General features: G+C 35.3%; 28 protein-coding genes. All 28 read left to right on the forward strand.

Annotation, left to right across the window (positions count from 1 at the left end):
• Nucleotides 1-4: 4 nt before the first annotated feature.
• The 28 genes from dnaK (at nucleotide 5) to T335_RS0103575 (ending at nucleotide 25810) form a co-directional block, all read left to right on the forward strand.
• A complete protein-coding gene (dnaK, locus tag T335_RS0103440) occupies nucleotides 5-1837 on the forward strand; it encodes a molecular chaperone DnaK (RefSeq protein ID WP_026476288.1) in 1833 nt (610 codons plus the stop codon).
• Nucleotides 1838-1891: 54 nt separating this feature from the next.
• Complete coding sequence (gene dnaJ, locus T335_RS0103445; RefSeq protein ID WP_026476289.1) at nucleotides 1892-3019, forward strand: molecular chaperone DnaJ; 1128 nt, start codon at nucleotides 1892-1894, stop codon at nucleotides 3017-3019.
• Between the two features lie 257 nt (nucleotides 3020-3276).
• Complete coding sequence (prmA, locus tag T335_RS0103450) at nucleotides 3277-4233, forward strand: 50S ribosomal protein L11 methyltransferase (protein ID WP_026476290.1); 957 nt, start codon at nucleotides 3277-3279, stop codon at nucleotides 4231-4233.
• Complete coding sequence (locus T335_RS0103455; protein WP_026476291.1) at nucleotides 4226-4987, forward strand: 16S rRNA (uracil(1498)-N(3))-methyltransferase; 762 nt, start codon at nucleotides 4226-4228, stop codon at nucleotides 4985-4987. Before prmA ends, T335_RS0103455 begins: the two co-directional genes overlap by 8 nt.
• Complete coding sequence (gene mtaB / locus T335_RS0103460) at nucleotides 4988-6289, forward strand: tRNA (N(6)-L-threonylcarbamoyladenosine(37)-C(2))-methylthiotransferase MtaB (protein ID WP_026476292.1); 1302 nt, start codon at nucleotides 4988-4990, stop codon at nucleotides 6287-6289.
• A 78-nt stretch (nucleotides 6290-6367) separates the two neighbouring features.
• Nucleotides 6368-6715 carry a histidine triad nucleotide-binding protein gene (locus T335_RS0103465; RefSeq protein WP_026476293.1) on the forward strand — a complete coding sequence of 116 codons (348 nt, stop codon included), beginning with the start codon at nucleotides 6368-6370 and terminating at the stop codon, nucleotides 6713-6715.
• Nucleotides 6716-6843: 128 nt separating this feature from the next.
• Complete coding sequence (gene rpsU / locus T335_RS0103470) at nucleotides 6844-7032, forward strand: 30S ribosomal protein S21 (RefSeq protein WP_026476294.1); 189 nt, start codon at nucleotides 6844-6846, stop codon at nucleotides 7030-7032.
• 26 nt (nucleotides 7033-7058) lie between these two features.
• On the forward strand, nucleotides 7059-7505 hold the full coding sequence (locus tag T335_RS0103475; RefSeq protein WP_026476295.1) for a GatB/YqeY domain-containing protein: 447 nt from the start codon (nucleotides 7059-7061) through the stop codon (nucleotides 7503-7505).
• A 124-nt stretch (nucleotides 7506-7629) separates the two neighbouring features.
• A complete protein-coding gene (locus tag T335_RS21495) occupies nucleotides 7630-8733 on the forward strand; it encodes an endonuclease/exonuclease/phosphatase family protein (RefSeq protein WP_051569113.1) in 1104 nt (367 codons plus the stop codon).
• Between the two features lie 173 nt (nucleotides 8734-8906).
• Nucleotides 8907-10199 (forward strand): NfeD family protein, encoded by a 1293-nt coding sequence (locus T335_RS0103485; RefSeq protein ID WP_026476297.1) that lies wholly within the window; start codon nucleotides 8907-8909, stop codon nucleotides 10197-10199.
• Between the two features lie 12 nt (nucleotides 10200-10211).
• Nucleotides 10212-11213 (forward strand): flotillin-like protein FloA, encoded by a 1002-nt coding sequence (gene floA / locus T335_RS0103490; RefSeq protein WP_026476298.1) that lies wholly within the window; start codon nucleotides 10212-10214, stop codon nucleotides 11211-11213.
• Between the two features lie 28 nt (nucleotides 11214-11241).
• Entirely contained in the window at nucleotides 11242-11784 is a 543-nt protein-coding gene (locus tag T335_RS0103495) for a hypothetical protein (protein WP_026476299.1), read from the forward strand.
• 156 nt (nucleotides 11785-11940) lie between these two features.
• Entirely contained in the window at nucleotides 11941-12216 is a 276-nt protein-coding gene (gene yqfC, locus T335_RS0103500) for a sporulation protein YqfC (protein WP_026476300.1), read from the forward strand.
• A 12-nt stretch (nucleotides 12217-12228) separates the two neighbouring features.
• Nucleotides 12229-13425 carry a sporulation protein YqfD gene (gene yqfD, locus T335_RS0103505; RefSeq protein WP_026476301.1) on the forward strand — a complete coding sequence of 399 codons (1197 nt, stop codon included), beginning with the start codon at nucleotides 12229-12231 and terminating at the stop codon, nucleotides 13423-13425.
• A gap of 36 nt (nucleotides 13426-13461) precedes the next feature.
• The gene (locus T335_RS0103510; RefSeq protein ID WP_034327676.1) at nucleotides 13462-14433 is read left to right on the forward strand and encodes a PhoH family protein; all 972 of its coding nucleotides are present in this window, start codon (nucleotides 13462-13464) and stop codon (nucleotides 14431-14433) included.
• 38 nt (nucleotides 14434-14471) lie between these two features.
• Nucleotides 14472-16580, forward strand: a complete 2109-nt coding sequence (locus tag T335_RS0103515) for an HD family phosphohydrolase (RefSeq protein ID WP_051569114.1) — start codon at nucleotides 14472-14474, stop codon at nucleotides 16578-16580.
• A complete protein-coding gene (gene ybeY / locus T335_RS0103520; protein ID WP_026476304.1) occupies nucleotides 16564-17019 on the forward strand; it encodes an rRNA maturation RNase YbeY in 456 nt (151 codons plus the stop codon). The genes T335_RS0103515 and ybeY overlap by 17 nt, the downstream gene beginning before the upstream one ends.
• A 14-nt stretch (nucleotides 17020-17033) precedes the next feature.
• A complete protein-coding gene (locus T335_RS0103525) occupies nucleotides 17034-17732 on the forward strand; it encodes a diacylglycerol kinase (protein WP_026476305.1) in 699 nt (232 codons plus the stop codon).
• A gap of 24 nt (nucleotides 17733-17756) precedes the next feature.
• Nucleotides 17757-18353: a DUF502 domain-containing protein gene (locus T335_RS0103530; protein ID WP_026476306.1), complete on the forward strand. Its 597-nt coding sequence runs from the start codon at nucleotides 17757-17759 to the stop codon at nucleotides 18351-18353.
• 42 nt (nucleotides 18354-18395) lie between these two features.
• Complete coding sequence (locus T335_RS0103535) at nucleotides 18396-19475, forward strand: DUF3048 domain-containing protein (protein ID WP_156943619.1); 1080 nt, start codon at nucleotides 18396-18398, stop codon at nucleotides 19473-19475.
• A 91-nt stretch (nucleotides 19476-19566) separates the two neighbouring features.
• Nucleotides 19567-19977: a cytidine deaminase gene (locus tag T335_RS0103540; protein ID WP_026476308.1), complete on the forward strand. Its 411-nt coding sequence runs from the start codon at nucleotides 19567-19569 to the stop codon at nucleotides 19975-19977.
• 1 nt (nucleotide 19978) lies between these two features.
• Nucleotides 19979-20866 carry a GTPase Era gene (gene era / locus T335_RS0103545; protein WP_026476309.1) on the forward strand — a complete coding sequence of 296 codons (888 nt, stop codon included), beginning with the start codon at nucleotides 19979-19981 and terminating at the stop codon, nucleotides 20864-20866.
• Nucleotides 20867-20969: 103 nt separating this feature from the next.
• Nucleotides 20970-21113: a YqzL family protein gene (locus T335_RS21900; RefSeq protein ID WP_084280924.1), complete on the forward strand. Its 144-nt coding sequence runs from the start codon at nucleotides 20970-20972 to the stop codon at nucleotides 21111-21113.
• Nucleotides 21114-21167: 54 nt separating this feature from the next.
• The gene (gene recO, locus T335_RS0103555; protein WP_026476310.1) at nucleotides 21168-21908 is read left to right on the forward strand and encodes a DNA repair protein RecO; all 741 of its coding nucleotides are present in this window, start codon (nucleotides 21168-21170) and stop codon (nucleotides 21906-21908) included.
• Nucleotides 21909-21925: 17 nt separating this feature from the next.
• Nucleotides 21926-22477 (forward strand): DUF4342 domain-containing protein, encoded by a 552-nt coding sequence (locus T335_RS0103560; protein WP_026476311.1) that lies wholly within the window; start codon nucleotides 21926-21928, stop codon nucleotides 22475-22477.
• Between the two features lie 297 nt (nucleotides 22478-22774).
• Nucleotides 22775-24163, forward strand: coding sequence for a glycine--tRNA ligase (locus T335_RS0103565; RefSeq protein WP_026476312.1), 1389 nt, complete (start codon nucleotides 22775-22777; stop codon nucleotides 24161-24163).
• Between the two features lie 151 nt (nucleotides 24164-24314).
• Nucleotides 24315-24953, forward strand: coding sequence for a helix-turn-helix transcriptional regulator (locus T335_RS0103570; RefSeq protein ID WP_026476313.1), 639 nt, complete (start codon nucleotides 24315-24317; stop codon nucleotides 24951-24953).
• An 11-nt stretch (nucleotides 24954-24964) separates the two neighbouring features.
• Nucleotides 24965-25810 carry a pyruvate, water dikinase regulatory protein gene (locus T335_RS0103575; RefSeq protein ID WP_026476314.1) on the forward strand — a complete coding sequence of 282 codons (846 nt, stop codon included), beginning with the start codon at nucleotides 24965-24967 and terminating at the stop codon, nucleotides 25808-25810.

A 25810-nucleotide genomic window follows, 5' to 3' on the forward strand; every position in this document is an offset into this window, starting at 1 on the left:
ATCTATGGCTAAAGTTATAGGGATCGATTTAGGAACCACCAACTCATGTGTAGCAGTATTAGAAGGTGGAGAACCAGTAGTTATACCAAATTCTGAGGGGAACAGAACAACTCCTTCGGTTGTAGCTTTTGGAAAAAATGGAGAAAGAATTGTGGGGGAACCAGCTAAAAGACAAGCGGTTACAAACCCAGAAAGAACAATTATATCAATTAAAACCCATATGGGTTCTAACCATAAAGTATCAATTGATGGTAAAGATTATACACCACAAGATATTTCTGCAATGATTTTACAAAAATTAAAAGCAGATGCAGAAGCTTACTTAGGAGAAACTGTAACAGATGCAGTTATTACTGTTCCAGCATACTTTACAGATAGTCAAAGACAAGCAACAAAGGATGCAGGTAAAATTGCAGGTTTAAATGTACAAAGAATTATTAATGAGCCAACAGCGGCTTCTTTAGCTTATGGTTTAGATAAAACAGAGCAACATCAAAAAATTCTTGTTTACGATTTAGGGGGCGGTACCTTCGACGTATCTATCCTTGAATTAGGAGACGGTGTTTTTGAAGTATTATCTACAAGTGGTAACAACAACTTAGGTGGAGATAACTTTGATGAAGTACTAATTGATTACATTGCAGATGAATTTAAAAAGCAAGAGGCTATCGACTTAAGACAAGACAAGATGGCGCTACAACGCTTAAAGGAAGCAGCTGAAAAAGCTAAGAAAGAGCTTTCTAGCACAATGACAACAAATATTAATCTTCCTTTTATAACAGCTACAAGCACAGGACCAAAACACTTAACATTAGATATAACTAGAGCTAAGTTTGATGAATTAACCAGTCACTTAGTTGAAAAAACAAAAGAACCAATGAGAAAAGCCCTGTCAGATGCAGGTTTATCGGCAGGAGATTTAGATAAAGTAATTTTAGTTGGTGGATCAACTCGTATTCCAGCTGTTCAAGCTGCAGTTAAAAATATTACAGGTAAAGACCCTCATAAAGGAATTAATCCAGACGAATGCGTTGCTGTTGGTGCTTCAATTCAAGCAGGGGTATTAACTGGAGAAGTTAAAGACGTACTTTTATTAGACGTAACTCCTTTATCATTAGGTATCGAGACTTTAGGGGGCGTATTTACCAAGTTAATTGAAAGAAACACTACAATTCCAAGTAAGAAGAGCCAAATTTTCTCTACAGCAGCAGATAATCAACCAGCAGTTGAGATCCATGTGCTTCAAGGGGAAAGATCAATGGCAAATGATAATATTACTTTAGGTAGATTCCAATTAACAGGTATTCCACCAGCACCAAGAGGAGTTCCACAAATTGAAGTAACCTTTGACATTGATGCCAATGGTATCGTAAATGTTTCTGCAAAAGACTTAGGTACAGGAACAGAGCAAAAAATTACTATTACAGCTTCTACTAATCTTTCCGATGATGAAGTTGAGAGAAAAGTTAAGGAAGCAGAGCAATTTGCAGAAGAAGATAAGAAGAGAAAAGAAAAAATCGAAGTTAAAAACCAAGCTGATTCTTTAGTATATCAAACAGAAAAAACTTTAAAAGAAGCAGAAGGTAAAATAAATAAAGAAGATGCAGATAAAGTTACTGCTGAAGTCGAGAAACTAAAGAAAGCTATTGAAGCTGATAATCTTGAAGATATGAAGAAGGGTGTTGAAGACTTAACAAATGCCTTCCATGCCATTTCTCAACAAATGTATCAACAAACAGGAGCAGAAGGAGCTAATCCAGAAGCTGAAGCTCAAGGAGCACAAGACGATAATGTTGTTGATGCAGAATATGAAGAAGTTTCTGATGACGATAAATAGTAGTTTAAGGAGGACACCCTATGGGTGTCCTCAAAACTGAGAGGCGGTGAGTAGGTGAGTAAACGAGATTTTTATGAAGTCTTGGGGGTGGATCGGAACGCTTCGGCCGAAGACTTAAAAAGAGCTTATCGTAAACTGGCAATGAAGTACCATCCAGACCGTAACCCAGGAGATAAGGAAGCAGAAGAAAAATTTAAAGAGCTAAATGAAGCCTATGAAGTATTAGGTAGCCCAGAAAAGAAGCAAAGATACGACCAGTTTGGCCACGCAGGAGTAAATGGTAATGGTGGCGGTGGTTTTGAAGGCTTTGGGGGTGGCTTTGAAGACATTTTTGGAGATATTTTTGATATGTTTGGAGGCGGAGGTTTTTCTTCTCGCCGACGTTCTGGCCCGCAAAAAGGTGCAGATATTAAGTATGAAACTACTGTAACCTTTGAGGAAGCAGCTTTTGGTACAGAAAAAACTGTAGAATTCCACCGAAATGATAATTGTGACAAGTGTGAGGGTACTGGCGCTAAGCCAGGAACTGCTAAAAAAACCTGTGTCCACTGTCAAGGTAAGGGAGAAATTCGGTATGCCCAAAGAACACCCTTAGGGCAAATTGTTAATGTAAAGACTTGTCCCCACTGTGATGGCAATGGACAGATTATAGAGAGTCCATGCCCTAGCTGTAAAGGTAAAGGAAAAGTAAGAAAACATAAAAAAATTAAGGTGAAAATTCCTGCAGGTGTTGATACAGGAATGGTTATTCCTATTCGTGGAGAAGGGGAGCCTGGCGTAAAGGGAGGCCCACCAGGAGATTTTTATGTGGTCATTAGAGTATTGCCCCATAAAATCTTCCAAAGAGATGGTATGGATATTATATGTGAAATACCGATTACCTTTGTACAGGCAACATTAGGAGACGAAATGGAAGTACCTACCCTTGAGGGTAAGGTGAAGTATAAAATCGCCGAAGGAACCCAAAGTGGAACTGTATTCAGACTAAAGGGTAAGGGGATTGTTAGCCCTCGAGGGCATGGAAAAGGTGACCAATATGTTAAGGTAATTGTTGAAGTACCTAAGAAACTATCAGAAAAACAAAAGGATATTTTAAAACAATTTGCAGCTGAAGGTGGAGAAGAGGTACACGAACAAAGAAAATCCTTCTTTGATAAGGTAAAGGATGTTTTAAGTAGTTAGATGATTAATTTAAATGAACTATCTAGTAATAGAAGAAATTCCACAATATACGACTAAGCTTTCATCCTTGTATAAAACCAATATAAATTTAGATGTATGGTACTAGGCAATTTCCTCAATAGAGTAAAGATTAAAAATCACTCTACAATATGTAGAGTGATTTTTAGCACATTAGTTAAGATTTAATGGGTTTTTTAGAAAATATATTGTATAATAGGATAGAACTATTGGGACATTATTTTTAGGGAAGTGATAAAATGAAGTGGATCGAAGTATCAATTAAAACCACAACGGAAGCAGTAGAAGCAGTATCCAATATTCTTTATGATGCTGGTGTTTCGGGAGTAGCTATTGAAGACCCAAATGATTTTTTCATGCTAAATCAAGATGATAAAGCGTGGGATTATGTGGATGAAGCTTTATTACCCCCAGATTTCGCAGAGGGTGCAATTGTTAAAGCCTATCTACCAGCGGGTGCAGACTTAATTGATAAGGTGGAATTGATTAAGGACGCAGTAGCCTTGTTACCACAGTACGGTTTAGATATCGGCTTGGGTGAGGTTACAACCATCGAAGTAAACGAAGAAGATTGGAGTAATTCTTGGAAACAGTATTACAAACCTATTAAAATAGGTGAAAAAATCCTTATTAAGCCTACGTGGGAAGATTACCAACCAGAAGGTGATGAAATAATTATTGAAATGGACCCAGGTATGGCTTTTGGAACTGGAACCCATGAAACTACAATGATGTGTGTAATGGAATTAGAAGACAGGGTAGCACCTAATTCTATTGTATATGATATTGGCTGTGGTAGTGGGATTTTGGGAATTGCTGCTGCCAAGGTTGGAGCTAAAGAAGTAGTTGCTATAGACTTAGACAAATTGGCTGTAGAAGTAGCCCAAAGAAATGTGGTAGAAAACCATGTAGATAATGTTGTCGATGTAAGACATGGAGATTTAATGGAAGAAATCTCTGGTAAAGCTGATGTTGTTGTGGCTAATATTATAGCCGATATCATTGTACGGTTAGCAAAGGATATAAAGCAATTCCTTAAGGAAGATGGTGTTTTTATTTCTTCTGGAATCATATTAGACAAAGTAACTGTGGTCAAGAATGCTTTGGAAGAAAATGGGTTAGAAATTCTAAAGGTAAAAGAAATGGGAGAATGGGCAGTAATCGTATCAAAAATTAAGGGTGAAATGAATGAATAGGTTTTTTGTTGAGACTTCTCAAATTAATGAAGCTAATCAAGAAATAGTTATTGAGGGAGAAGATGTTAAGCATATTTCTAAAGTCCTAAGATTAACTGAAGGGTCAGAAGTAGAAGTATGTGATGGCGTTGCCTATGAATACGTAGGAAAAATTAAGGAAATTAATAAAAATGATATACTACTTACAGTACTATCAAAAAATGAAATCAATACTGAGTCTCCTGTAAAGATCACCCTCTACCAAGGAGTTCCTAAGTCAACTAAAATGGATTTAATTATTCAAAAGACAACTGAAATGGGGATCATATCCATTGTTCCAGTCTTAACACAACGGACAGTAGTTCAGTTTCATAATAGTAAAGATGAAGTGAAGAAGACTGAACGATGGCAGAAAATAGCTTTAGAAGCCGCCAAGCAGAGTAAAAGAGGCGTTATTCCAGTTGTACATAATCCTATGACTTATGAAGCTGCATTGAAGCATAGTCAGCAAAATCAATTAAATTTAATGGCATACGAATTAGAAGAAGATAGGAGTCTGAAATCTCTTCTTAAGTTAGAAAATAATAAGTCTACTACAGAAATTGGAATATGGATTGGGCCAGAAGGTGGGTATACAGAGAAGGAAGTTGAACTGGCTATCGCAATGGATCTTAAGCCAATTACTTTAGGACCAAGGATTCTAAGAACTGAGACGGCAGGTTTCGCTTTACTATCAATGATTATGTATGAGTTAGGTGATTTAGGAGGGTATTAAGTGAAGAAAGTAGCATTCCACACCTTAGGATGTAAGGTTAATCAATACGAAACTCAGGCAATGACAGAGCTATTTGAGAAGGCTGACTATACAGTAGTACCCGATACTGATGTAGCAGATGTGTACGTTATTAACACGTGTACTGTTACCAATGTAGGTGACAAAAAATCTCGTCAGTTTATTCGTAGAGCAAAAAAAAATAACCCCGACTCGATTATTGCAGTTGTAGGTTGTTATGCTCAAACTGCTCCAAAGGAAGTACTGGACATTGAAGGAGTTAATATCGTAGTTGGTACAAATGAGAGGGGAAAAATTGTTGAATTTGTTGAACAATCGAACCCTAGTGAAAAAATAAATGCAGTAGATGATATCATGCAAGTAAAAGAATTTGAAGAGCTTTCTGTTCAAGAAATAAAAGGCAAAACAAGGGCTTTTTTAAAAATTCAAGAAGGTTGCAATCAATACTGTGCCTATTGTATTATCCCCTATGCTAGGGGGCCAATTAGAAGTCGTAAGATTTCTGATGTTTTAAAGGAAGTTAGAACCTTGGTTACTAATGGTTTTAAAGAAGTGGTATTAACGGGAATCCATGTGGCTTCTTATGGGAAAGATCTAAAGGAAAAGGATGCCTTAATCAATCTCTTGAAGGAAGTTAACGGGGTTGAGGGACTAGAACGGATTCGATTAAGTTCTTTAGAACCCACTCTAATTAGTGAAGACTTTATTAAAGAACTAGTAAAGTTAGAAAAAATATGTCAGCACTTCCATTTGTCCCTACAGAGCGGCAGTGATTCAGTATTAAAGAAAATGAACAGAAGGTATACTACCGATGAATATCGTCAAATTGTAAAACGAATTAGACGTTATTATCCTAATATTGCCTTAACAACAGATATTATTGTTGGTTTTCCAGGAGAAACCCAAGATGATTTTGAAACAACCTATCGTTTTGTGGAAGAAATGGCCTTTAGTGATATTCATGTCTTTAAATTTTCACCTAGAAAAGGTACTCCAGCAGCAGATTTCTCTGATCAAGTTAATGGTGTAGAGAAACACCATAGAAGTGAAAAATTAATTATTTTAGGGAATCAGCTAAAGGAAGAATATCAAAGTCGATTTATTGGTGAAACTATAGAAGTCCTTTTTGAAAACAATTCTAATGAATTAGTAGGGTATGTAGAAGGGTTAACAGATAACTACCTCAAAGTATTGGTTCCTTCAGATGAAGAAATAGAAGGAGCAATTAAAAGAGTTCTATTAGAGATTCCGAAAAAAGATTATATAATAGGAAAATTGATATAATTTTAAAATGAAAAAAGGAATTTTAATATTTTTGTGGAAATAAATTATGGATATACTATAGGGATAAGGAGGTGTAACATGTCGGATTGTATATTTTGCAAGATCGTTAAGGGGGAAATTCCTTCTAAAAAGGTTTATGAGAATGATCAAATCGTAGCCTTTCATGATATTACCCCTCAAGCACCTGTACACCTATTGATTATTCCTAAGAAACATATTCCATCTGCCCTTTTTATTGATGAAGAGGTTGCTCAGGAGATTATGCCTGAAGTTTTTATTGCAATAACAAAGTTGGCAAAAGAATTTAATCTGGAGGAAACAGGCTTTAGAATCGTCAACAATTGCGGACTGGACGGTGGTCAGACAGTAGACCATATTCATTTCCATTTGTTGGGGGGGAGAAAACTACAATGGCCACCAGGTTAAAATTTTTATTGCATAACTTTTTTATTTAATGTATAATAACAAGGTATTGTAGTAATCCCACTAGCAATATAGCATTATGTTGCTATAGATAAAGCACGGCGGGTGCTAGCGGAGGGAGGGAGAAGTAAATGTCAGAGATCAAAATAAGAGATAATGAATCCTTAGATAGTGCTCTTCGCAGATTTAAAAGACAATGTGCAAAATCTGGTGTATTATCAGAGGTAAGAAAAAGAGAGCATTACGAAAAGCCTAGCGTAAAGCGTAAGAAGAAGGCTGAGGCAGCTCGCAGAAATAACTCTAAGGCTAAGAAGTTCTAAGAGATTAAAAAGTAGAGGTGATTGATTTGTCCCTCAAGGATCAATTAACGAATGATCTAAAAGAAGCGATGAAAAATAAAGAACAGCTTCGAAAAAATGTTATTACGATGGTTCGAGCTGACATTAAACAAATTGAAGTTGATAAGCGAATTGAGCTTGGAGATGAAGATGTTGTTGATATTATTGCAAAGCAAGTAAAACAAAGAAGAGATGCCCTAGATGAATTTGAAAAGGGAGGTCGTGAAGACCTTGTTGATCAAGCTCGTCAGGAAGTTGAAATTTTGTTAAAATACTTGCCACAACAATTGTCAGAGGAAGAAATCGTAAAGCTTGTAAGTGAAACAATTTTGGAAGTTGGTGCTTCCACCATGAAGGATATGGGAAAAGTAATGGCTGCTATTGTACCTAAAACAAAAGGTAGAGCAGATGGTAAGCTGGTTAATGAAATTGTTAAAAAATACTTACAATCATAAATAAAACAACCCGGATATTATTCCGGGTTTTGTTGCTTTTTGCCATTATTTTCTGTTATAAAGAATCCTCCCTAGTATGTTATAATGAATTATCAAAACTTTCAAAAGATAAGGGGTATAGACTATGGAGCGATTTAAAAGACTGATTGTCATTGTTTTAGTTTTTGTAGGCTTAGGTTTAATTACTAGGTCATCTTCCCATGGTGGTCTAGAGGTATTAAAATATATTGATGAAAATGGCATATCCCATATAAAAATTCAAGCTCCGAGAGATATAGATCATTTGATTTTGGAAATACTTAATGATAGGGAAGAAATGACCCATTTCTATATCTTAGATTATCCCCTCATTAAAAAAAATGCATCTGGTATCCAATTAAATCATTTTTATATTACTAAAAGAATGGCAAATTTCAATCAATTTAATAAAATAAGAATATACCCTCAAAACAATGAAGGAAAAATTTTTGATATGGAGGAGATCGGGATTATCGATATGACTCAAGATCATGAGCAATTTTCAATAAGTAGTGAAAAAACGATAAAAGTAATGTCATATAATATTCATCATGGTAAAAATCTAGCTGGGAAAAATACCATAGATCAAATGGTGGAGCTAATTAATGAAAGTGGTGTTGAAATTATCGGAATACAAGAGGCCGATAGCGGTATGCCCCGTACGAGATTTCAAAACCAAATGAAGTATTTAGGAAATGCTCTTTCTATGAACTATGTTTATGGAGAAAACTTGGTTATCGGAACCGCTAAATATGGAAATGGTGTATTAAGTAAACATCCTATTGTTTTTTCAGAGAATATTGCCCTACCCAGTGGTAGAGAGCCAAGGGGGCTTTTAAGTACGATCATTGACGTAGAGGGAAGAAAAATTCACTTTTTAGTTACCCATTTAGGGTTAAATCATGAGGAGAGAAGAAAACAGATAAGTGTTATTTTAGATTATATCCAAACCTTACCCTACGATGTAGTATTGGTAGGGGATTTCAACGCTCCACCAGAAAATGATGAAATGAGACAGATTAGAAAGAAAATGGTAGATGTGGCTGCCGTTATGGATAAAGGTCATATTCCAACCTTTGATTTACCTGTTCTATCAAAGAGAATCGACTACATCTTTGTAGATCAAAGCATAAAGGCTAATAGCTATGATGTTATCAAAAATAGAGCATCTGACCATTATCCAATTCATTCGGAGATTGTTTTACCTTAAGGAATTACTTTATGTTTCACCCATCTGAAGGCTAGAAAAAGTAGATTTAGCTAAATACTAGAGCTTTACAACTGGATAACAGTTGTAAAGCTCTTCTTTTTTATACATATATTTAGTTTAGGAAGGGAAAATATGCATATATATAGAATAGTAGACTAAAGGGAGGTGAAAGGATGACTAAAAGGAAGTTTTTAATTATTTTGTTATTATGTTTGTTTCTAACTATTCCAGCTGTGGGTGTTAATCAAGGAGAGACTGTTTATGTTATACAAATACAGGGTGAGATTAACCCAGCAGTACATCAGTATCTGAAGTCAAGTCTAGAAAGGGTTAATGCAGATCCTAAGGCTAGGGCAGTTATTATAGAAATAGACACCTTAGGGGGACTAATTAAGTCTGCTGAAGAAATTTCTAAGACGATAGCAAATGAAGACCTACATACAATTTCTTATGTAAACACTAAGGCGGAATCTGCCGGTGTATTAATTACCATTTCAGCTGATCATATTGCAATGGCCCCAGGGGGGACAATTGGGTCGGCAGAGCCAATACCAAATACAGAAAAAACCCTTTCCTACTGGGCTGGTGAGCTGCGGACTATGGCTCAAGAGAAGGGTAGGGATGAAGAATTGGTAGTAGCAATGGCAGACGTAAGTATTGAGATTCCAGGTGTTGTAGAAAGGGGCAGATTACTAAATCTAACAACCCGTGAAGCTTCGGAATTGAACTTTCTTGATGTGGTAGCAACTGATTATGAAGAAATTTTAGAGAAGTTAGGGGTTGATTATGAAAATATCATTCTTCTTGAGGTACCCAATAGAGTACGGTTAGCTCAGTTTTTAACAAGTTCTTATATTACCCCCATCTTACTAACCCTTGGATTTATTGGTCTATTGGTGGAGCTTTTTACACCAGGCTTTGGCGTAGGAGGTACGGTTGGACTTGTTGCCTTTGGTTTATATTTTGGTGGCAGTATTCTGGCAGGGTATGCTGGAGGGGGGATTGTTATCATCTTTTTAATTGGGATTGCATTATTAACCATTGAGGCCTTTGCGCCAGGTTTTGGTGTGGCAGGTTTAGGTGGCTTGCTGGCTATTGCTGCAAGTATTGTGTTTGCTGCCAATAGTATCGTAACTGCAATTACTTCTTTAGTAATCGCCTTTATTTTAACAATTGTTGCAGCGATCCTTCTTTTGAAATATGGCCCAAGACTGCGCTTTTTTGATAAGGTGGTATTAGGGGCAGAAGAGAAGGCAGAACTAGGGTATACCAGTAACTATAGCAGATATAATGAATTTGTTGGCGAGGTGGGAATTGTAAAAACATTCCTTCGACCAGCAGGAACTATAGAGGTAAACGGAGAATTGTTAGATGTAGTCTCAGAAGGAGATTATATAGAATCTGGCACCACCGTAAAGATTATAAAGGTGGAGGGCAGAAGAATAATTGTAAGAAAAATTGACTAGGAGGGATTCATAATGGAAAGTATTATTGTTATTATTGTTGCTATTGCTTTATTTTTCATCATTGCATCGATTTTCTTAAGTTTTGTACCATTAGGTTTATGGTTTACTGCTTATTTCTCGGGAGTAAGAATTGGAATAGGTACGTTAATTGGAATGCGTTTTAGAAGGGTTCAGCCTATTAGAATTGTTAATCCATTAATTAAAGCTACAAAAGCAGGATTAGCATTAAATATTGATAAATTAGAAGCCCATTATTTAGCAGGTGGAGATGTAAATAGTGTAATTGACGCATTAATCGCAGCCCAAAGAGCAGAAATAAATCTAGAGTTTGAACGGGCAGCAGCTATTGACTTAGCAGGTCGTGAAGTACTTCAAGCAGTACAGGTAAGTGTTAACCCAAAGGTTATTGAAACCCCTAAAATAGCAGCCGTTGCAAAGGATGGTATTGAAGTAATGGTTAAGGCTAGAGTAACGGTGAGGGCAAATATTGAGCGTTTAGTTGGAGGTTCTGGAGAAGAAACCATTATTGCCAGAGTAGGTGAAGGGATTGTTACAACTGTTGGTTCTGCCAGTAGTCATAAAGAAGTTTTAGAAAATCCTGATCTAATCTCAAGAACAGTACTTAAAAAAGGTTTAGATGCAGGTACAGCCTATGAAATCCTTTCAATAGATATTGCAGATATTGATATTGGAAGAAATATTGGTGCACAACTTCAAACTGATCAGGCAGAGGCAGATAAGCGAATTGCTCAAGCTAAAGCTGAAGAAAGAAGAGCAATGGCTGTGGCAAAAGAGCAAGAAATGATCGCTGCTGTTCAAGAAATGAGGGCTAAGGTAGTTGAGGCAGAGGCTGAAGTACCAAAGGCAATGGCAGCTGCCTTAAGAGAAGGTAAACTTGGGGTATTAGACTATTATAATATGAAAAATGTTTTAGCTGATACAAATATGAGAGAAGCTATTGCAGGTGCTACTAAGGAAGATGATGGAGAGAAGGATTACACTACAAAAAAATAGAAACTCCTAATATAAAGGACGTGATTCGATGAGTTTCGAAGCTATAATCGGGTTTATTGTTATTGCTGTTATTAGTTCTTTGTTTAATAAATCTAAGGAACAAAACACAGCAAAAAGAAATGAAACCCAAAGAAATGATGTCCCGAATAGGAATGAAGCTCCCCAAAGACCAGCATCGCCACAACACCCAAAAACAGCTCCAAAGCCCCAACCACGGCCCAAAAGGACAGTTACAGGGCTAGAGGATATGCTGAGGGAACTGCAAAAAAATATGAGGGATACTTTTGAACAATATGAAACAAAACAAGAAGAAACCATTACAGAAATCTCGACTACTGAAACTGTAAGGACTGAAAACAAACCTCTAAAGCAAGAGAGTAAGGGAACAGTAGTAAAACAAAGAGAAAAAGTAAAACAAGATGAAAATATACCATCGGTGATCTCTGGTGGTGAAATAGGTAGAATGAAGGTCTCAAAGGTTAAGTTTAACCGGCAAAGTGTAATTCAAGGAATCATTATGTCAGAGGTTTTAGGAAAACCAAAGAGCTTAAGAGGAAGAGAAATTAGATAGGGCTAATAACCCTATCTTTTTTTGCTTTTTTTATTTGTCACTTGTTGTTATTGTTTTTTAGTTGTCCTAACAAGCTTTTCCTATGCTAGTTTATATAAATTCAGGTCTATATAAGGCTAATTTTGCATAAAAATTTATAGATAGGGGGTGTGCCGTATGAAAAAATCAGAAGAAATAAAGAAAAGTATAGCCGATATATTAGAACTTCCTCAAGATATTATACTAGATCTTCCCAAAATTACCATGGTGGGCAACCTTCAAATTTATGTAGAAAATCATAAAGGCATTCTAGAGTATTCAACAACTAGAGTACGAATCTATACCAAAAATGGCGTCTTAAGAATAATTGGAAAAAATTTAATTTTAAAGAATATCGTGGTAGAAGAAATTGTTATCGTAGGAGAAATAACTCATATAGAATTTATGGATTAGGGAGTGTATCATATGTTAATACTCAGACTATGGAATTATCTAAGGGGTTATGTTATCATTAGAGTAGAGGGACTATACCTTGAAAAGTTTATAAATCATTGCATCGAAAAAGGCATCTATTTATGGGATATAAAAAGGGTTAACTATACTACCCTAGAAGCCTGTATAGGGATAAAGGGCTTTAAGGATTTGCGACGAATTTCCCGTAAAGCAGGATGTAGGGTTTATTTGTCTAAAAAAAATGGCTATCCTTTTTGGGCCCACAAAATTAAAAAACGCAAAATGCTTTTAATTGGAGCATTTTTTTCTATTCTTTTGCTTATCATAGCCTCTAGTTTCATCTATGATGTAGAAGTCATCGGTAATCAACAATTGGCAGAAGAACCCGTTATAAACTATCTTAGAGAAATTGGGTTAAAGCCAGGTGCTAATCGTTATCGAATTGACCTCCGCCAACTTGAAAATGAGTTGATGATAGAATTTAATGAACTAGCATGGGTGGGTATTGAAATAAAGGGTATATATGCTAAAGTAGAAGTAGTTGAAAAGGTGGCCCCGCCAACTAAAATAGATAAAAATACACCTGCTGATGTAGTGGCTAGTAAGCAAGGGGTGATCGAGCAGGTCATCGCCAAAAATGGTGACGCTGTTGTTCAAAAAGGGGATATTGTTTCCGAGGGAGATCTGCTAATAACAGGTATAGTCTCAAGGGAGCAGATGAAGAACCCACTATACGTTCATGCCTATGGAGAGGTCTTCGCCAAAACCTATTATGAGTCAAACAAGAGTATTTCTTTAGTTGAGATAAAAAAACAAAGGACGGGAGAAGTTTATAATCGTAGAAGGATAAAACTTGGAAAATTAGAACTGGCAATTGGAGGTAATGAAATCCCTTATTCAGATTATGAAGTTGAAAAATCAAATAAAACCATAACGCTATGGAGGAATATAAAGCTACCTGTCGAAATTATTTTAGATACCTATTATGAAGCTGTGGAGATTGAAGAAAAAATAGAGCTCCAGCAAGCCAAGGAAATAATCCATCAAGAAGCAATAGGAGAGCTGATGGAGGAAATTCCATTAGAAGGAGAAATTGTTGATACAAAGATTACTTTTATAGAGGAAGGTAGCACCCTGAAGGGAACCTTTATTATTGAGGTTATTGAAGATATAGCAAAACAAAAGCAAATTATAACTGGGGAGGATTAGTCTTTGAACAAAAACACATACCAAAAACGCATAAAAATGGATGATACAGAGTTTACTAGAGAATTATTTGGTAACTACGATGAGCATATTAATTTAATTCATAAGCTACTTTCAGTAGATTTAGTCCTTAGAGAAGGTGAAATCATTATTCTTGGAAGTGAAGAAGCAGTAGACTTAGGAAATAAGCTTATTGTTCAGCTAATGGAAGTATTCAATAAAGGTGAAGGTTTAACAACCCAAAATATAACCTATGCTGTAAATCTAATCATGGAAGGAAAGGAAACAAAGGCTAAAGAACTAGCAGGCGATGTGATCTTTGTAACTGATAAAGGGAAACCTATTAAACCTAAAACCTTAGGGCAAAAAGAATATGTTTCTCTAATTGAAAATAAAGATCTAACCTTTGGGATTGGTCCAGCAGGGACAGGGAAAACTTATCTTGCTGTAGCCATGGCGGTTAAAGCTTTTAGAAACGAACAGGTCAATAGAATTATTTTGACAAGACCAGCTGTTGAGGCAGGAGAGAGCCTAGGCTTTCTTCCAGGAGATTTAAAGGACAAGGTTGACCCATACCTAAGACCTTTATACGATGGGCTATTTGATATTCTAGGAGTTGAAAAATTTCAAAAGTACATGGAGAGGGGTATGATTGAGGTTGCACCATTAGCCTACATGAGGGGAAGAACCTTAGATTACTCATTTATAATATTAGATGAAGCTCAAAACACGACAAAAGAACAGATGAAAATGTTTTTAACAAGGTTGGGGGCAGGCTCTAAAGCTGTTGTTACAGGAGATATTACACAAGTTGATTTGCCAAGGGGAAAATCTTCTGGTTTAAAACATGCGATGGAAGTCTTAAAAAATGTAGAAGAAATAGGATTTAGCCATTTATCAGATAAGGATGTTGTCAGACATTCACTGGTACAAAAAATTATTAAGGCCTATGAAATCAATGAATTAAAACAAGAAGAAAACAACAAGCAAAATAGTAAAAATAAAAAATAATAAGAGTAAATAGGGCTTTAATCTAAGGAGGAAATCCAATGGGCAAATATCGTAAGCTTAAAGATAATTTTTTAAAAGGCTCATTTAAAATGTTTAACCAAAAGAGAATACAGCAAATTTTATTAGCATTACTTTTCTTTGTGTGTATTTTCGTCATATTGTTTACTAGTTTAAAGCCGCAGAAATTTGATATAAATATAGGTCAAAGAGCTCCTGTCGACATTCGAGCCCCAAAGGAAATAGAAGACCGATATGAAACAGAGCGTCTAAAAGATGCCGCCTCAGATCAAGTTGCTTTAAGATATAAATTAGAGCCAAACGTACAAATTGAAGTGAAAAAGGATATTGAAAGTTTTTTTAATTTAGTTTATGGAGTAAGAGAAGATGAAGAACTGGACCGATTTCAAAAACAAAACCTAATTGCCCTTAATGATCTCAATATTTCTGCAGATGTCTCAAGAATTGCGTTAGATGCTTCTATTGAAAGATTAAAGTACCTAGAAAATTATATCTACGAAATAATTGAGCAAAATATGAGTGCAGGGATCAAGATTGAAGATCTTCAGAAAGAGAAAAATAATATTAAAGACTTTATCTCTGGATTAGATGAGCTTGATAGTGGTTTGAAAGAACTTTCAATAGCCATTATTAATGCTACTATACGACCAAATCAGTTTTTTGACCCTGAGGGAACCGATCAAAAACGTCAAGAGGCTCGAGAAAGTATAGAAAGACAGATGATAAAAAAGGGAGAAATAATCCTTAGAGAAGGAGAAATCATTACTGCTGATAGGCATGCCCTATTACAAGAATTAGGTTTATTAATTGGGGTAAGTCAAATTGATGTAATGCTTTATGCTGGTGTGGCTCTAATTGTATTAGTGCTAGAACTGATGATTATTGCCTATATCTATGTATTTAATCGAGAACTGTTGGACAAGATTGGAAGGCTTTTTATGATTGCCATCATCTTTATCTGCGTTCTTATTATTTCTAAAGTACTTTCTGTTATTTCAATTTACCTCATGCCAGTTGCCGCCGCCGCAATGCTTTGGGCTATATTAACAGATGCTAGATTATCTTTTTTGCTTAACCTTTGTTTAACTTTGGTGGTATCGGTTATCACTGGTAATGATATAACCTTTTTATTTATGGCATTAGTTGGAGGGACTGTTGGAATTTTCAGTGTCTTAAATACCCAACAAAGGGGAAGTATTTTCATATCGGGTTTTCTGGTTAGTATTGCCCATCTAATGACAGTAATGGGAATTGGTCTAATCAACAGTAATGAAGTTTTAGGAGTACTAACCTATGGTTCTTACGGTTTTATTAATGGAATTTTCTCAGCAATTTTAACAGTAGGTTCATTACCTCTTTGGGAATCTCTGTTTGATGTAGTGACACCGTTAAAACTATTAGAATTATCTAATCCAAATCATCCATTGCTGAAAAAATTATTAATTGAAGCACCTGGAACCTATCACCACAGTATCATTGTTGGTAATTTAAGTGAAGCTGCAGCAAACGCAGTAGGAGGGAATTCTTTATTGGCAAGAACAGGAGCTTTTTATCATGATATTGGAAAAACTTCTAGACCTTATTTCTTTAAAGAAAACCAATTAACATCTGAAAATCCCCATGATAAAATTAGTCCTACTTTAAGTAGTATTATCATTACAAGTCATGTGAAGGATGGGTTAGAATTAGCTAAGAAGCATAATCTCCCCCAGGAAATTGTCAACTTTATAGATCAACATCATGGTAATACATTAGTAGCTTATTTCTATCATAAGGCTAAAAATAGCGAAAATGGGGAAAATGTTGATATTGAAAGCTTTAGGTATAAGGGACAAAAACCTCAAACCAAAGAAACTGCAATTGTTATGTTGGCAGATTCTGTAGAGGCTGCTGTGAGAAGTTTATCTTCCCCTAATAAAGAAAAAGTAGAGAAACTTATTAATAAAATTATAAAAGATAAATTAGAGGATGGACAGTTGGAGGAAAGTAATTTAACATTAGGAGAATTAGAAAAACTTAAGAATACCTTTGTTAATGTTATATTAGGGATTTTTCACGAAAGAATTGAATATCCAGACCTTGATCTAAAAGAAGTCAAAGGGAGGAAATCCGATGAATCTAGTCATTGATAATAGACAAGACTTGATAAATACCAGTACAGAACTGATTGAGATATTATCAAAAGCTGTTGAACTAAGCTTGAAATATGAAGGGTGGGATCCAGATTTTGAGGTAAGCCTATCCCTAGTAAGTAATGAGGAGATACAAGAACTAAATAAAACCTATAGAGGGAAAGACTATGCCACCGATGTGCTTTCCTTCCCTCTAGTGGATGATGAATTTCCTGTAGGTGAGGAAAAACTATTAGGAGATATTGTGATCTCTGTTGAAAAGGCCCTTCAACAGGCCGAAGAATATGGTCACAGCTTTGAGCGAGAAATGTCCTTTTTAACAGTCCATAGTATGTTCCACTTAATGGGTTATGATCATATGGATGATGCCAGTGAAAAAGAAATGAGAAAAAAAGAAGAAGATGTATTAAGCCAATTGGGGCAGGTACGTCAGTAAATGAGGGCATGTAAATGAGGGTTAGGAAGCTAATTGATAGTTTAAACTATGCTATTGAGGGCATTATATATGCCCTCAAAACTCAACGCAATATGAAAATTCACTTCTTTGTCACGATTGCGATACTAATCTTTAGTTTGTTTTTTGAGTTGAGTAAAATAGAATTTTTAATATTGCTTTTAACAATTTCTTTAGTAATTATTGCTGAGATGATTAATACCTCCATAGAAACAGCAATAGATCTTATTACCGATAAGTATCATATATTCGCTAAAATTTCTAAAAATGTAGCTGCAGGAGCAGTTTTAATTGCTGCTGTAAACGCAATTTTTGTTGCATATTTCCTTTTTTTTCAGAGATTTAATCCCTATGCTCAATGGGTACTTCACTCTGTTAGACAATCACCTATACATATTACATTTATTGTATTTATTATTGTTATTTTTGCAACCATAAGCTTAAAGGCTTATTTCGGCAGAGGAACACCCCTACAGGGGGGAATGCCCAGTGGACATGCTGCAGTAGCCTTTTCTCTAGCAACCTCTATGACTTTTATTTCGGAGAGTACATTTGTAGCAACCCTTTCACTACTAATGGCATTATTAGTTTGTCAAAGTAGAATTGAAGGAAAAATCCATAGTTTTTTTGAAGTAGTAGTAGGGGCTATTTTAGGGTTGTTAATTACTGTAATCTTTTTTCAATTATTTGGATAATCTAAAGAGCAGAAGGTGAGAGATTTGTGGAAGGAAATTCGTAAAACTTTTTTAACCGGCTTATTGATGATTTTACCAATGGCTTTGACAACAATCTTAATTTTATGGCTCTTTAATCGAGTAGACTTGGTTTTTAGACAGCCAATAGAAGATTGGCTCGGTTTTAGAATTTATGGGTTAGGGGTACTCATCACTATTCTGTTAATTTTATCTGTAGGATTAGTAGCAAGGAATTATTCAGGCCTAAAGATGATCACCTTTACCGAATTAATTCTAGAGAAAATTCCTTTAGTTAGAACTGTATATTTCTCAATTAAACAACTGACAGAAACAATCTATGGGAGTAAGCACACAGCTTTTAGAAACGCTGTGTTAGTGGAATATCCAACAAAGGGTCTATATACCATTGCTTTTATCACTTCAGATGGAACCGAAGAAGTTGTTAGGAAAACAGGTGAAGACTTAGTGGGACTCTTTATTCCTACCACGCCTAATCCTACATCAGGAATGTTTATTATGGTTCCTAGAAACAATACAATTCCTTTAGAAATGTCGGTGGAGGATGCCATTAAGCTAGTTGTTTCTGGAGGAATCGTTAAGCCAGGTCAAAAGAAAAATTAATTTTATTAGATAGACACGGGGATAGGAGAAAGGGTGAAAGATATGAAGTTTATTGATAAGAAGTGGCTCGCTTCTTTATTAATACTATTATTATTCTTAAGTTTAGTAGGTTGTGGGAAAAAGGATGATTCATTAAATGAAGACATAGAGGAAACTGATGTAGATGTAGTGGAAGAAATTGAAGAAAACTTAGAAGGTTTAGCCCTCAGTCCATTAACAGGGCTGTATGTTGATGAAGAAGTAGCCCGTCGGAGACCAGTTGCTGTAATGATCAATAACATTAAAGTAGCCCTCCCCCAAAGTGGTATTTCACAGGCAGAAGTAATTTACGAAACCTTAGCAGAAGGAAACATTACTAGATTACTGGCAATTTTTCAAAGTTTTGATGCAGAAAAAATTGGACCAGTAAGAAGCGCCCGTCATTATTACATAGACTTAGCCTTTAATCACGATGCCATTTTACTACATCACGGAGGGAGTCCCCAAGCGCTACAGGGAGTTAAAGACTTGAAGGCAGATAACATGAATACCCTATCTTTTTTAGAGTCTACAGTAACTTGGAGAGACCCTGTTAGGCGACAACAAAGAGGGATGTTTGAGCACAGCCTATATACTAATTTTGAAATGATTATGAAGGGCTGGGAAAGAATGAAGTATCGAGAAGAAATAAAAGAAGATTTGCCAAATATGCTATTGTTTAGTAGTGAAGAAGTAATACCAAAGGGAGATCAAGCTAATAAGGTAATTTTCCCCTTCACAAATCAAATCTCAACTAGTTTTGAATATGACAAAGAAACAGGACTATACAATAGAATACAATTTAATGGGCCCCATATAGATGAAATGAATAATCAACAATTGACAACAAAAAATATTATCGTACAATATACCAATATAAGGCATATACAGGGAGATACAGCTGGTAGAAGAGATATTAAATTAGTTGACAAAGGTGAGGGAATGTATATTAGCAATGGCTATGCAATACCCATCACATGGAGTAAGGATTCCCACCAAGCTCCAACGATTTATCGAGATCAACAAGGAAATAAACTTGAAATGAATAAAGGGAATACATGGATTATTATTTTCCCAAACAATAGACAGATACAACTAGATTAGAGTATTTATACCCATTAGGCAAATACTAAGCAAATACTAAAATAAATATTTGATTTAGGAATAACATAACCCTAATATTAGGAGGAACTTTATGGAATATAAAGAATTAATGAAAAGAGCAATAGAGGCCAAGAAAATGGCTTATGTGCCCTACTCAAAATTTCATGTAGGAGCTGCATTGTTAACAAAAACTGGTAAGGTTTATACGGGCTGCAATATAGAATGTGCTTCTTATGGAGGTACAAACTGTGCAGAGCGAACAGCAATATTTAAAGCTGTTTCTGAAGGAGAAAGACAATTTGAAGCTATTGCTGTTACTGGTGATGATAACCAGTATACATTCCCCTGTGGAATCTGCCGTCAAGTAATGGTTGAGTTTGGAAAAAATATCAAAGTTATTGTGGGTAAGTCGGAGGAAGATTATAAAATATATACAATGGATCAATTATTGCCCCACTCCTTTACCCCAGAAGACTTAGGTCATCAATGTGGAGGTTGTTAAAATGTCATTTAAATCAGGATTCGTAACAATTATCGGTAGACCAAACGTAGGAAAATCTACTCTAATGAACCAAATAATTGGAGAAAAAATTGCTATTATTTCAGATAAACCCCAAACCACTCGAAATAAAATTCAGTGTGTTTATACAAATGAAAACTATCAAATTATCTTTCTAGATACACCTGGAATCCATAAGCCTAAACATAAGTTAGGTGACTACATGGTTAAGGTAGCTACAGAATCTTTAAAAGAAGTTGATGTAGTATTATTTGTAGTAGATGAAGGAAACACCATTGGACCAGGTGATCGATTTATAATGGATCAGTTAGAGGGAATAAAAACACCTATTATTCTAGTCATGAATAAAATAGATAAGATGGGGCAAGAAGAGTTTAATCAACTATATAATCAGTATAAAGCAACAGGATTATTTAAAGATATTGTTGGAATTTCAGCCTTGGAGGGGGCAAATCTTCATGCTTTAGTAGAAAAGATATCGGGATTCTTAGAAGAAGGTCCACAATATTTCCCGGGTGATATGATTACAGACCAGCCAGAAAGAGTAATTGTAGGTGAAATTATTCGTGAGAAAATTCTTCACTATACAGAACAAGAGATTCCCCATGGTGTGGCTGTAGAAGTTTCAATGATGAAAAAGCGGCCAGAAAAGGATATTATCGATGTTCATGCGACCATCTACTGTGAAAGAAAAACCCATAAAGGAATTATTATTGGGAAACAAGGTAGAAAACTCAAAGGAATAGGTAAAAGTGCTAGGGAAGATATAGAATCCCTATTAGGATCTAAAGTGTATTTAGAGCTTTGGGTAAAAATAAGGGAAGACTGGAGAAATAGTGAAAGTATTCTTCGTGGTTTTGGCTACGAATAAAATTTAATATAGAATTACAAAAATTTCAATGTATAGTAGTCCCCAAATTACAAAAAATATAAAGGCATTCAAGTAATACATAAAAAGGAAAGGGGACTACGACATGCTACCAAATGAAATGTGGAAAATATTCGAAAATACAGGGAATATAGAGGCTTATTTATACTACAAACGCCATCAAGAGATATTTGAAGAGGAAGATCAGACAGATTATCCAATAGCTGTAAATGACAATTCCCTTAAATAAGCCATTAAAAGTAAGCTTCTGATACAATGATTTTGGAGTAGTGGGGGACATCTAATGTTAATTAAAACTGAAGGCTTTGTTTTAAAGAACAATAAATATGGGGAAACCGACAGTATGCTTACGCTATTCACTAGAAAAGTAGGTAAAATTACTGCAATTGCCAAAGGAGCCCGCCGCCCCAAGAGTAACTTACTGGCTGGTATTCAACCATTTTGTTATAGCGATTTTGTCCTTTATAAAGGGAAAAGCTTATACACAGTTAGTCAATGTGACTCAAAAGAGATTTTTTACAAAATTAGGGAAGATTTAGATGCTTTAACCTATGGGGCATATTATTTAGAACTGGTAGAAGCTGTTACAAATGAAGGTCAAACAAATAACAGATTATTTAATCTGTTGGGAAAAACCCTCACAGTAATATCAACAAAAGATATAGAAATTCTAACGGTTACAAGAAGCTTTGAATTAAAACTATTAACCTATGCTGGATATAAACCCCACCTCACCAGTTGTGTTAGTTGTAATAACACTAGTTTTTCTCAAATAAAATTTAGTGTAGAAGAAGGTGGGCTCCTATGTCCCAATTGCTTTCAAGTAGATCCATTTGCAATAAAAATTTCAGTTACGGCAGTTAGACTAGCAAATTATCTAATCAATAAAGATATAACAGAAATTCAAAAGCTTAAAGTAAATGATAAATTAAATAAGGAACTAAAGGAGATTTTAAGGAAGTACATCATAGTTCATATTAATAAATATCAATTTAAAAGTTTAGAAATGCTAGAAAAATTATAAATAAGGAGTTGAGAGGAATGGATATTAATCTTGAAAAAATCGACACAATTAGAGAGCGTACGGGTGTATCCTATAAGGAAGCGAAGGAAGTTTTAGAAAGAAACAACGGTAATTTAGTAGATTCCCTTATTGAGCTAGAAGAAAAAGGGAACAAAAACTGGTCAGAGTCACTAGGGATAGCTGGTAATGACATTATCGAAAAGCTAAAAAGAATTATCAAAACAGGTAATGTAACACGAGTTATTTTGAAAAAAGATGGAGAAATTATGCTTAATATCCCTGTTACAGCTGGCGCTGTAGGGGTAGTATTAGCACCATTAGTATCAATTATTGGGGTATCAGCTGCTGTAGCTTCAAAGGCAACCATTGAAATTGTAAAGAAGGATGGAGAAGTAGTTGACATAAACGATTATGCAGAAGGTAAGGTAAACGAAATTAAAAACATCTTTAAAGGAAATAAAGAAGATCTTTCTGATATGGACTTTATGGATGGTGATGATAGCGAAGTTAAGGTAGATGTAGACCTTAATAAAGACTTAGAAGATACTGATGACGGAGCAGATAAATAATTTTTACTAAATACTTCTTGACAATGGATGGAATATTTGGTAGATTAATTATTAATTAAATTATTAGCAATGATGAAGAGGAGTAGTAGATAAATCTATTTTTAGCGACCTGGGGAAGGTGAAAGCCCAGTATAGACTATCTTCGAAGGGCACTTCAGAGCTTATTTGACTAAGGGGGTACATTGTACCAACTAGGGTGGAACCGCGGAAGTAAAGTCTTTCGTCCCTAATTGATAGGGATGAAGGGCTTTTTTTATTTTTGAATTTATTGATGTAAGTATTAGAGGAGGGGTTTGAATGTCAAAAGAAGTAACAATGGAAAAAGTAGTTTCTTTAGCGAAAAATAGAGGTTTTGTTTTTCCAGGCTCTGAAATATACGGCGGTTTGGCAAATACATGGGATTATGGTCCTTTGGGAGTAGAGCTAAAGAATAATGTAAAAAAAGCTTGGTGGAAAAAATTTATCCAACAAAGTCCTTATAATGTTGGTTTAGACTCTGCAATTTTAATGAACCCACAAACTTGGGTAGCCTCAGGTCATGTGGGTGGATTCAATGACCCTTTAATGGATTGTAAAAAATGTAAGGCTAGATTTAGAGCAGACAAATTAATTGAAGACTATGGTGTAAGTCAGAATCAAGACATTATTGTAGATGGTTGGGACAACAAAAGGATGAAGGACTTCATCGAGACAGAAAAAATCGTCTGTCCAGAATGTGGGGCATTAGAGTATACCGATATTCGTCAATTTAACCTTATGTTTAAAACCTTCCAAGGGGTAACAGAAGAAACAAGTACCGAAATTTTCTTAAGACCAGAGACTGCCCAAGGAATCTTTGTAAACTTTAAAAATGTACAAAGAACAGCTAGAAAAAAAGTTCCTTTTGGTATTGGTCAAATCGGTAAGTCCTTTAGAAATGAAATAACACCTGGTAATTTCACCTTTAGAACAAGAGAGTTCGAACAAATGGAACTAGAATTTTTCTGTAAGCCAGGAGAAGATATCGAATGGTTCAATTATTGGAGTGATTTCTGCAAAAACTGGTTACTAAACCTAAATATGAGGGAAGAATTTATAAGAGTAAGAGAGCATTCAGAAGAAGAATTATCCCACTACAGTAATGCAACCAGCGATATTGAATACAGATTTCCCTTCGGTTGGGGAGAACTTTGGGGTATTGCCGACAGAACCGATTATGACCTTAAAAAGCACGCAGAACATTCAGGTTCAGATTTTACTTATATTGATCCAGTGACAAATGAAAGATATGTTCCCTATTGTATAGAACCATCAGTAGGGGTTGACCGTGTTGCATTAGCATTTTTAGTAGATGCCTATAGAGAAGAGGAAGTAGCTGAAAACGATACAAGGGTTGTATTAAGCCTTCATCCAGCTTTAGCACCATTTAAAGCAGCCATCTTCCCATTAACTAAAAAATTAAAAGATGAAGCATTAGGCCTTTTTGAAAAACTATCAGAAAAGTTTATGGTAGATTACGATGAAGCTGGAAGTATTGGTAAAAGATATAGAAGACATGATGAAATTGGTACACCTTTCTGTATTACAGTTGATTTTGATACGCTAGAAGATCAAACAGTAACCATAAGACATAGGGACTCAATGGAACAAGAAAGAATTGCTATAAATGAATTGGAAGCATATTTAGAAGAAAAGTTAAAATTTTAGAAGCGTAAAACAGCTGGAAATTTGTTTCAGCTGTTTTCTGCTGTCTAAAGTAAAGAATAAGAATATGATAAAAAAATAGTGGCAAAATATACAGATTTATGATACATTATTATATAATATAACATAAATATAAATAGTATAGCATAAAGGGGTGATTACCATCGAACTATCAAAACGCCAACAACGAATTATAGAAATTGTTAAAGAAAGCGAGCCAATAACAAGTGAGCAAATTGCCAGTAATTTAAACGTTACCAGGGCTACCTTAAGACCAGACCTTGCAATACTAACAATGTCTGGCATTTTAGATGCTCGTCCCAAGGTAGGTTATTTTTATTTGGGAAAGGCAGAAGTAAACCTTTTCTCTCAACAAATTAAAAACATAAAGGTATCAGACATTATGTCAGTTCCTTCAATTGTTTCAGAGGACACCTCGGTATATGAAGCTATCGTGACATTGTTTTTAGAGGATGTAGGGACCATCTTTGTTGCCTCTAATGGAAGTTTAACGGGTGTTGTATCTCGAAAAGACTTTTTAAAAAGTGCCATTGGTGGAATTGATATTAATAAGGTACCTGTAGGGATGATTATGACAAGAAGACCCAATATTATAACAGTAATGGGGGAAGAAAATGTCCTGCATGCTGCGGTGAAAATAATTGAGCATGAAGTGGATAGCCTACCAGTAATAGAAAAAACAGTTGTTGATGGAAAAGAGAACCTTAAGGTGATAGGAAAGGTATCTAAAAGTAACATTACAAAATTATTTATGGAACTATGTAAAGAGTAGGAGGGAGTCCATTGAATCAAAATAATAATTTAGTAATCTATATTTTGTCAGATTCTATAGGTGAAACAGGCGAACAGGTGGCTAAGGCCGGTATTAGTCAATTTAGTGTTGAAGACTACGAGATTAGGCGTTTTCCCTTCATAACGGAAAAACAGCAAATCCAAGAGGTATTATGGGAAGCAAAGCAGGAAAAAGCAGTAATTGTTTTTACAATGGTTGTGGAGGATTTGAAAAATTTCTTGGTTGAAGAAGCAGAAAAAAATGGCATACCCTATGTTGATATCATGACTCCCTTAGTAAATACATTGGGGGGAGTTTTAAGCAATAATCCTAGAAGAGAGCCAGGTCTGATAAGAAGATTAGACGAAAAATACTTCAAGAAGGTAGAAGCTATTGAATTTGCAGTTAAATATGATGATGGAAAAGATCCTAGAGGGTTAAAGAAGGCTGACATTATACTTGTAGGAATTTCAAGAACATCTAAAACGCCTTTAAGTATGTATCTTGCCCACAAAAACCTTAAGGTGGCAAATGTACCGTTAGTACCTGAAGTTAATCCACCAAAGGAGTTATACGAAGTTAATCCTAAAAAGATTATTGGCTTAACCACCAATCCATTAAAATTAATAGAAATTCGCCAAGAGAGATTAAAAGCCCTTGGTTTAAAGCATGAAGCAAACTATGCAAGCATGGAAAGAATTTTAGCAGAATTGGACTATGCTGAAGCCATCATGAAAAGGGTTAATTGCCCTGTAATTGATGTATCGACAAAGGCGGTAGAAGAAAGTGCCAGTATCATTTTAGAGATCTTTAGAGAAATAGGATATAAGTTTAATAATGGGATATCAAAGTACTAA

The organism is Alkaliphilus transvaalensis ATCC 700919, from assembly GCF_000621485.1.
Taxonomy (GTDB): Bacteria; Bacillota; Clostridia; order Peptostreptococcales; family Natronincolaceae; genus Alkaliphilus; species Alkaliphilus transvaalensis.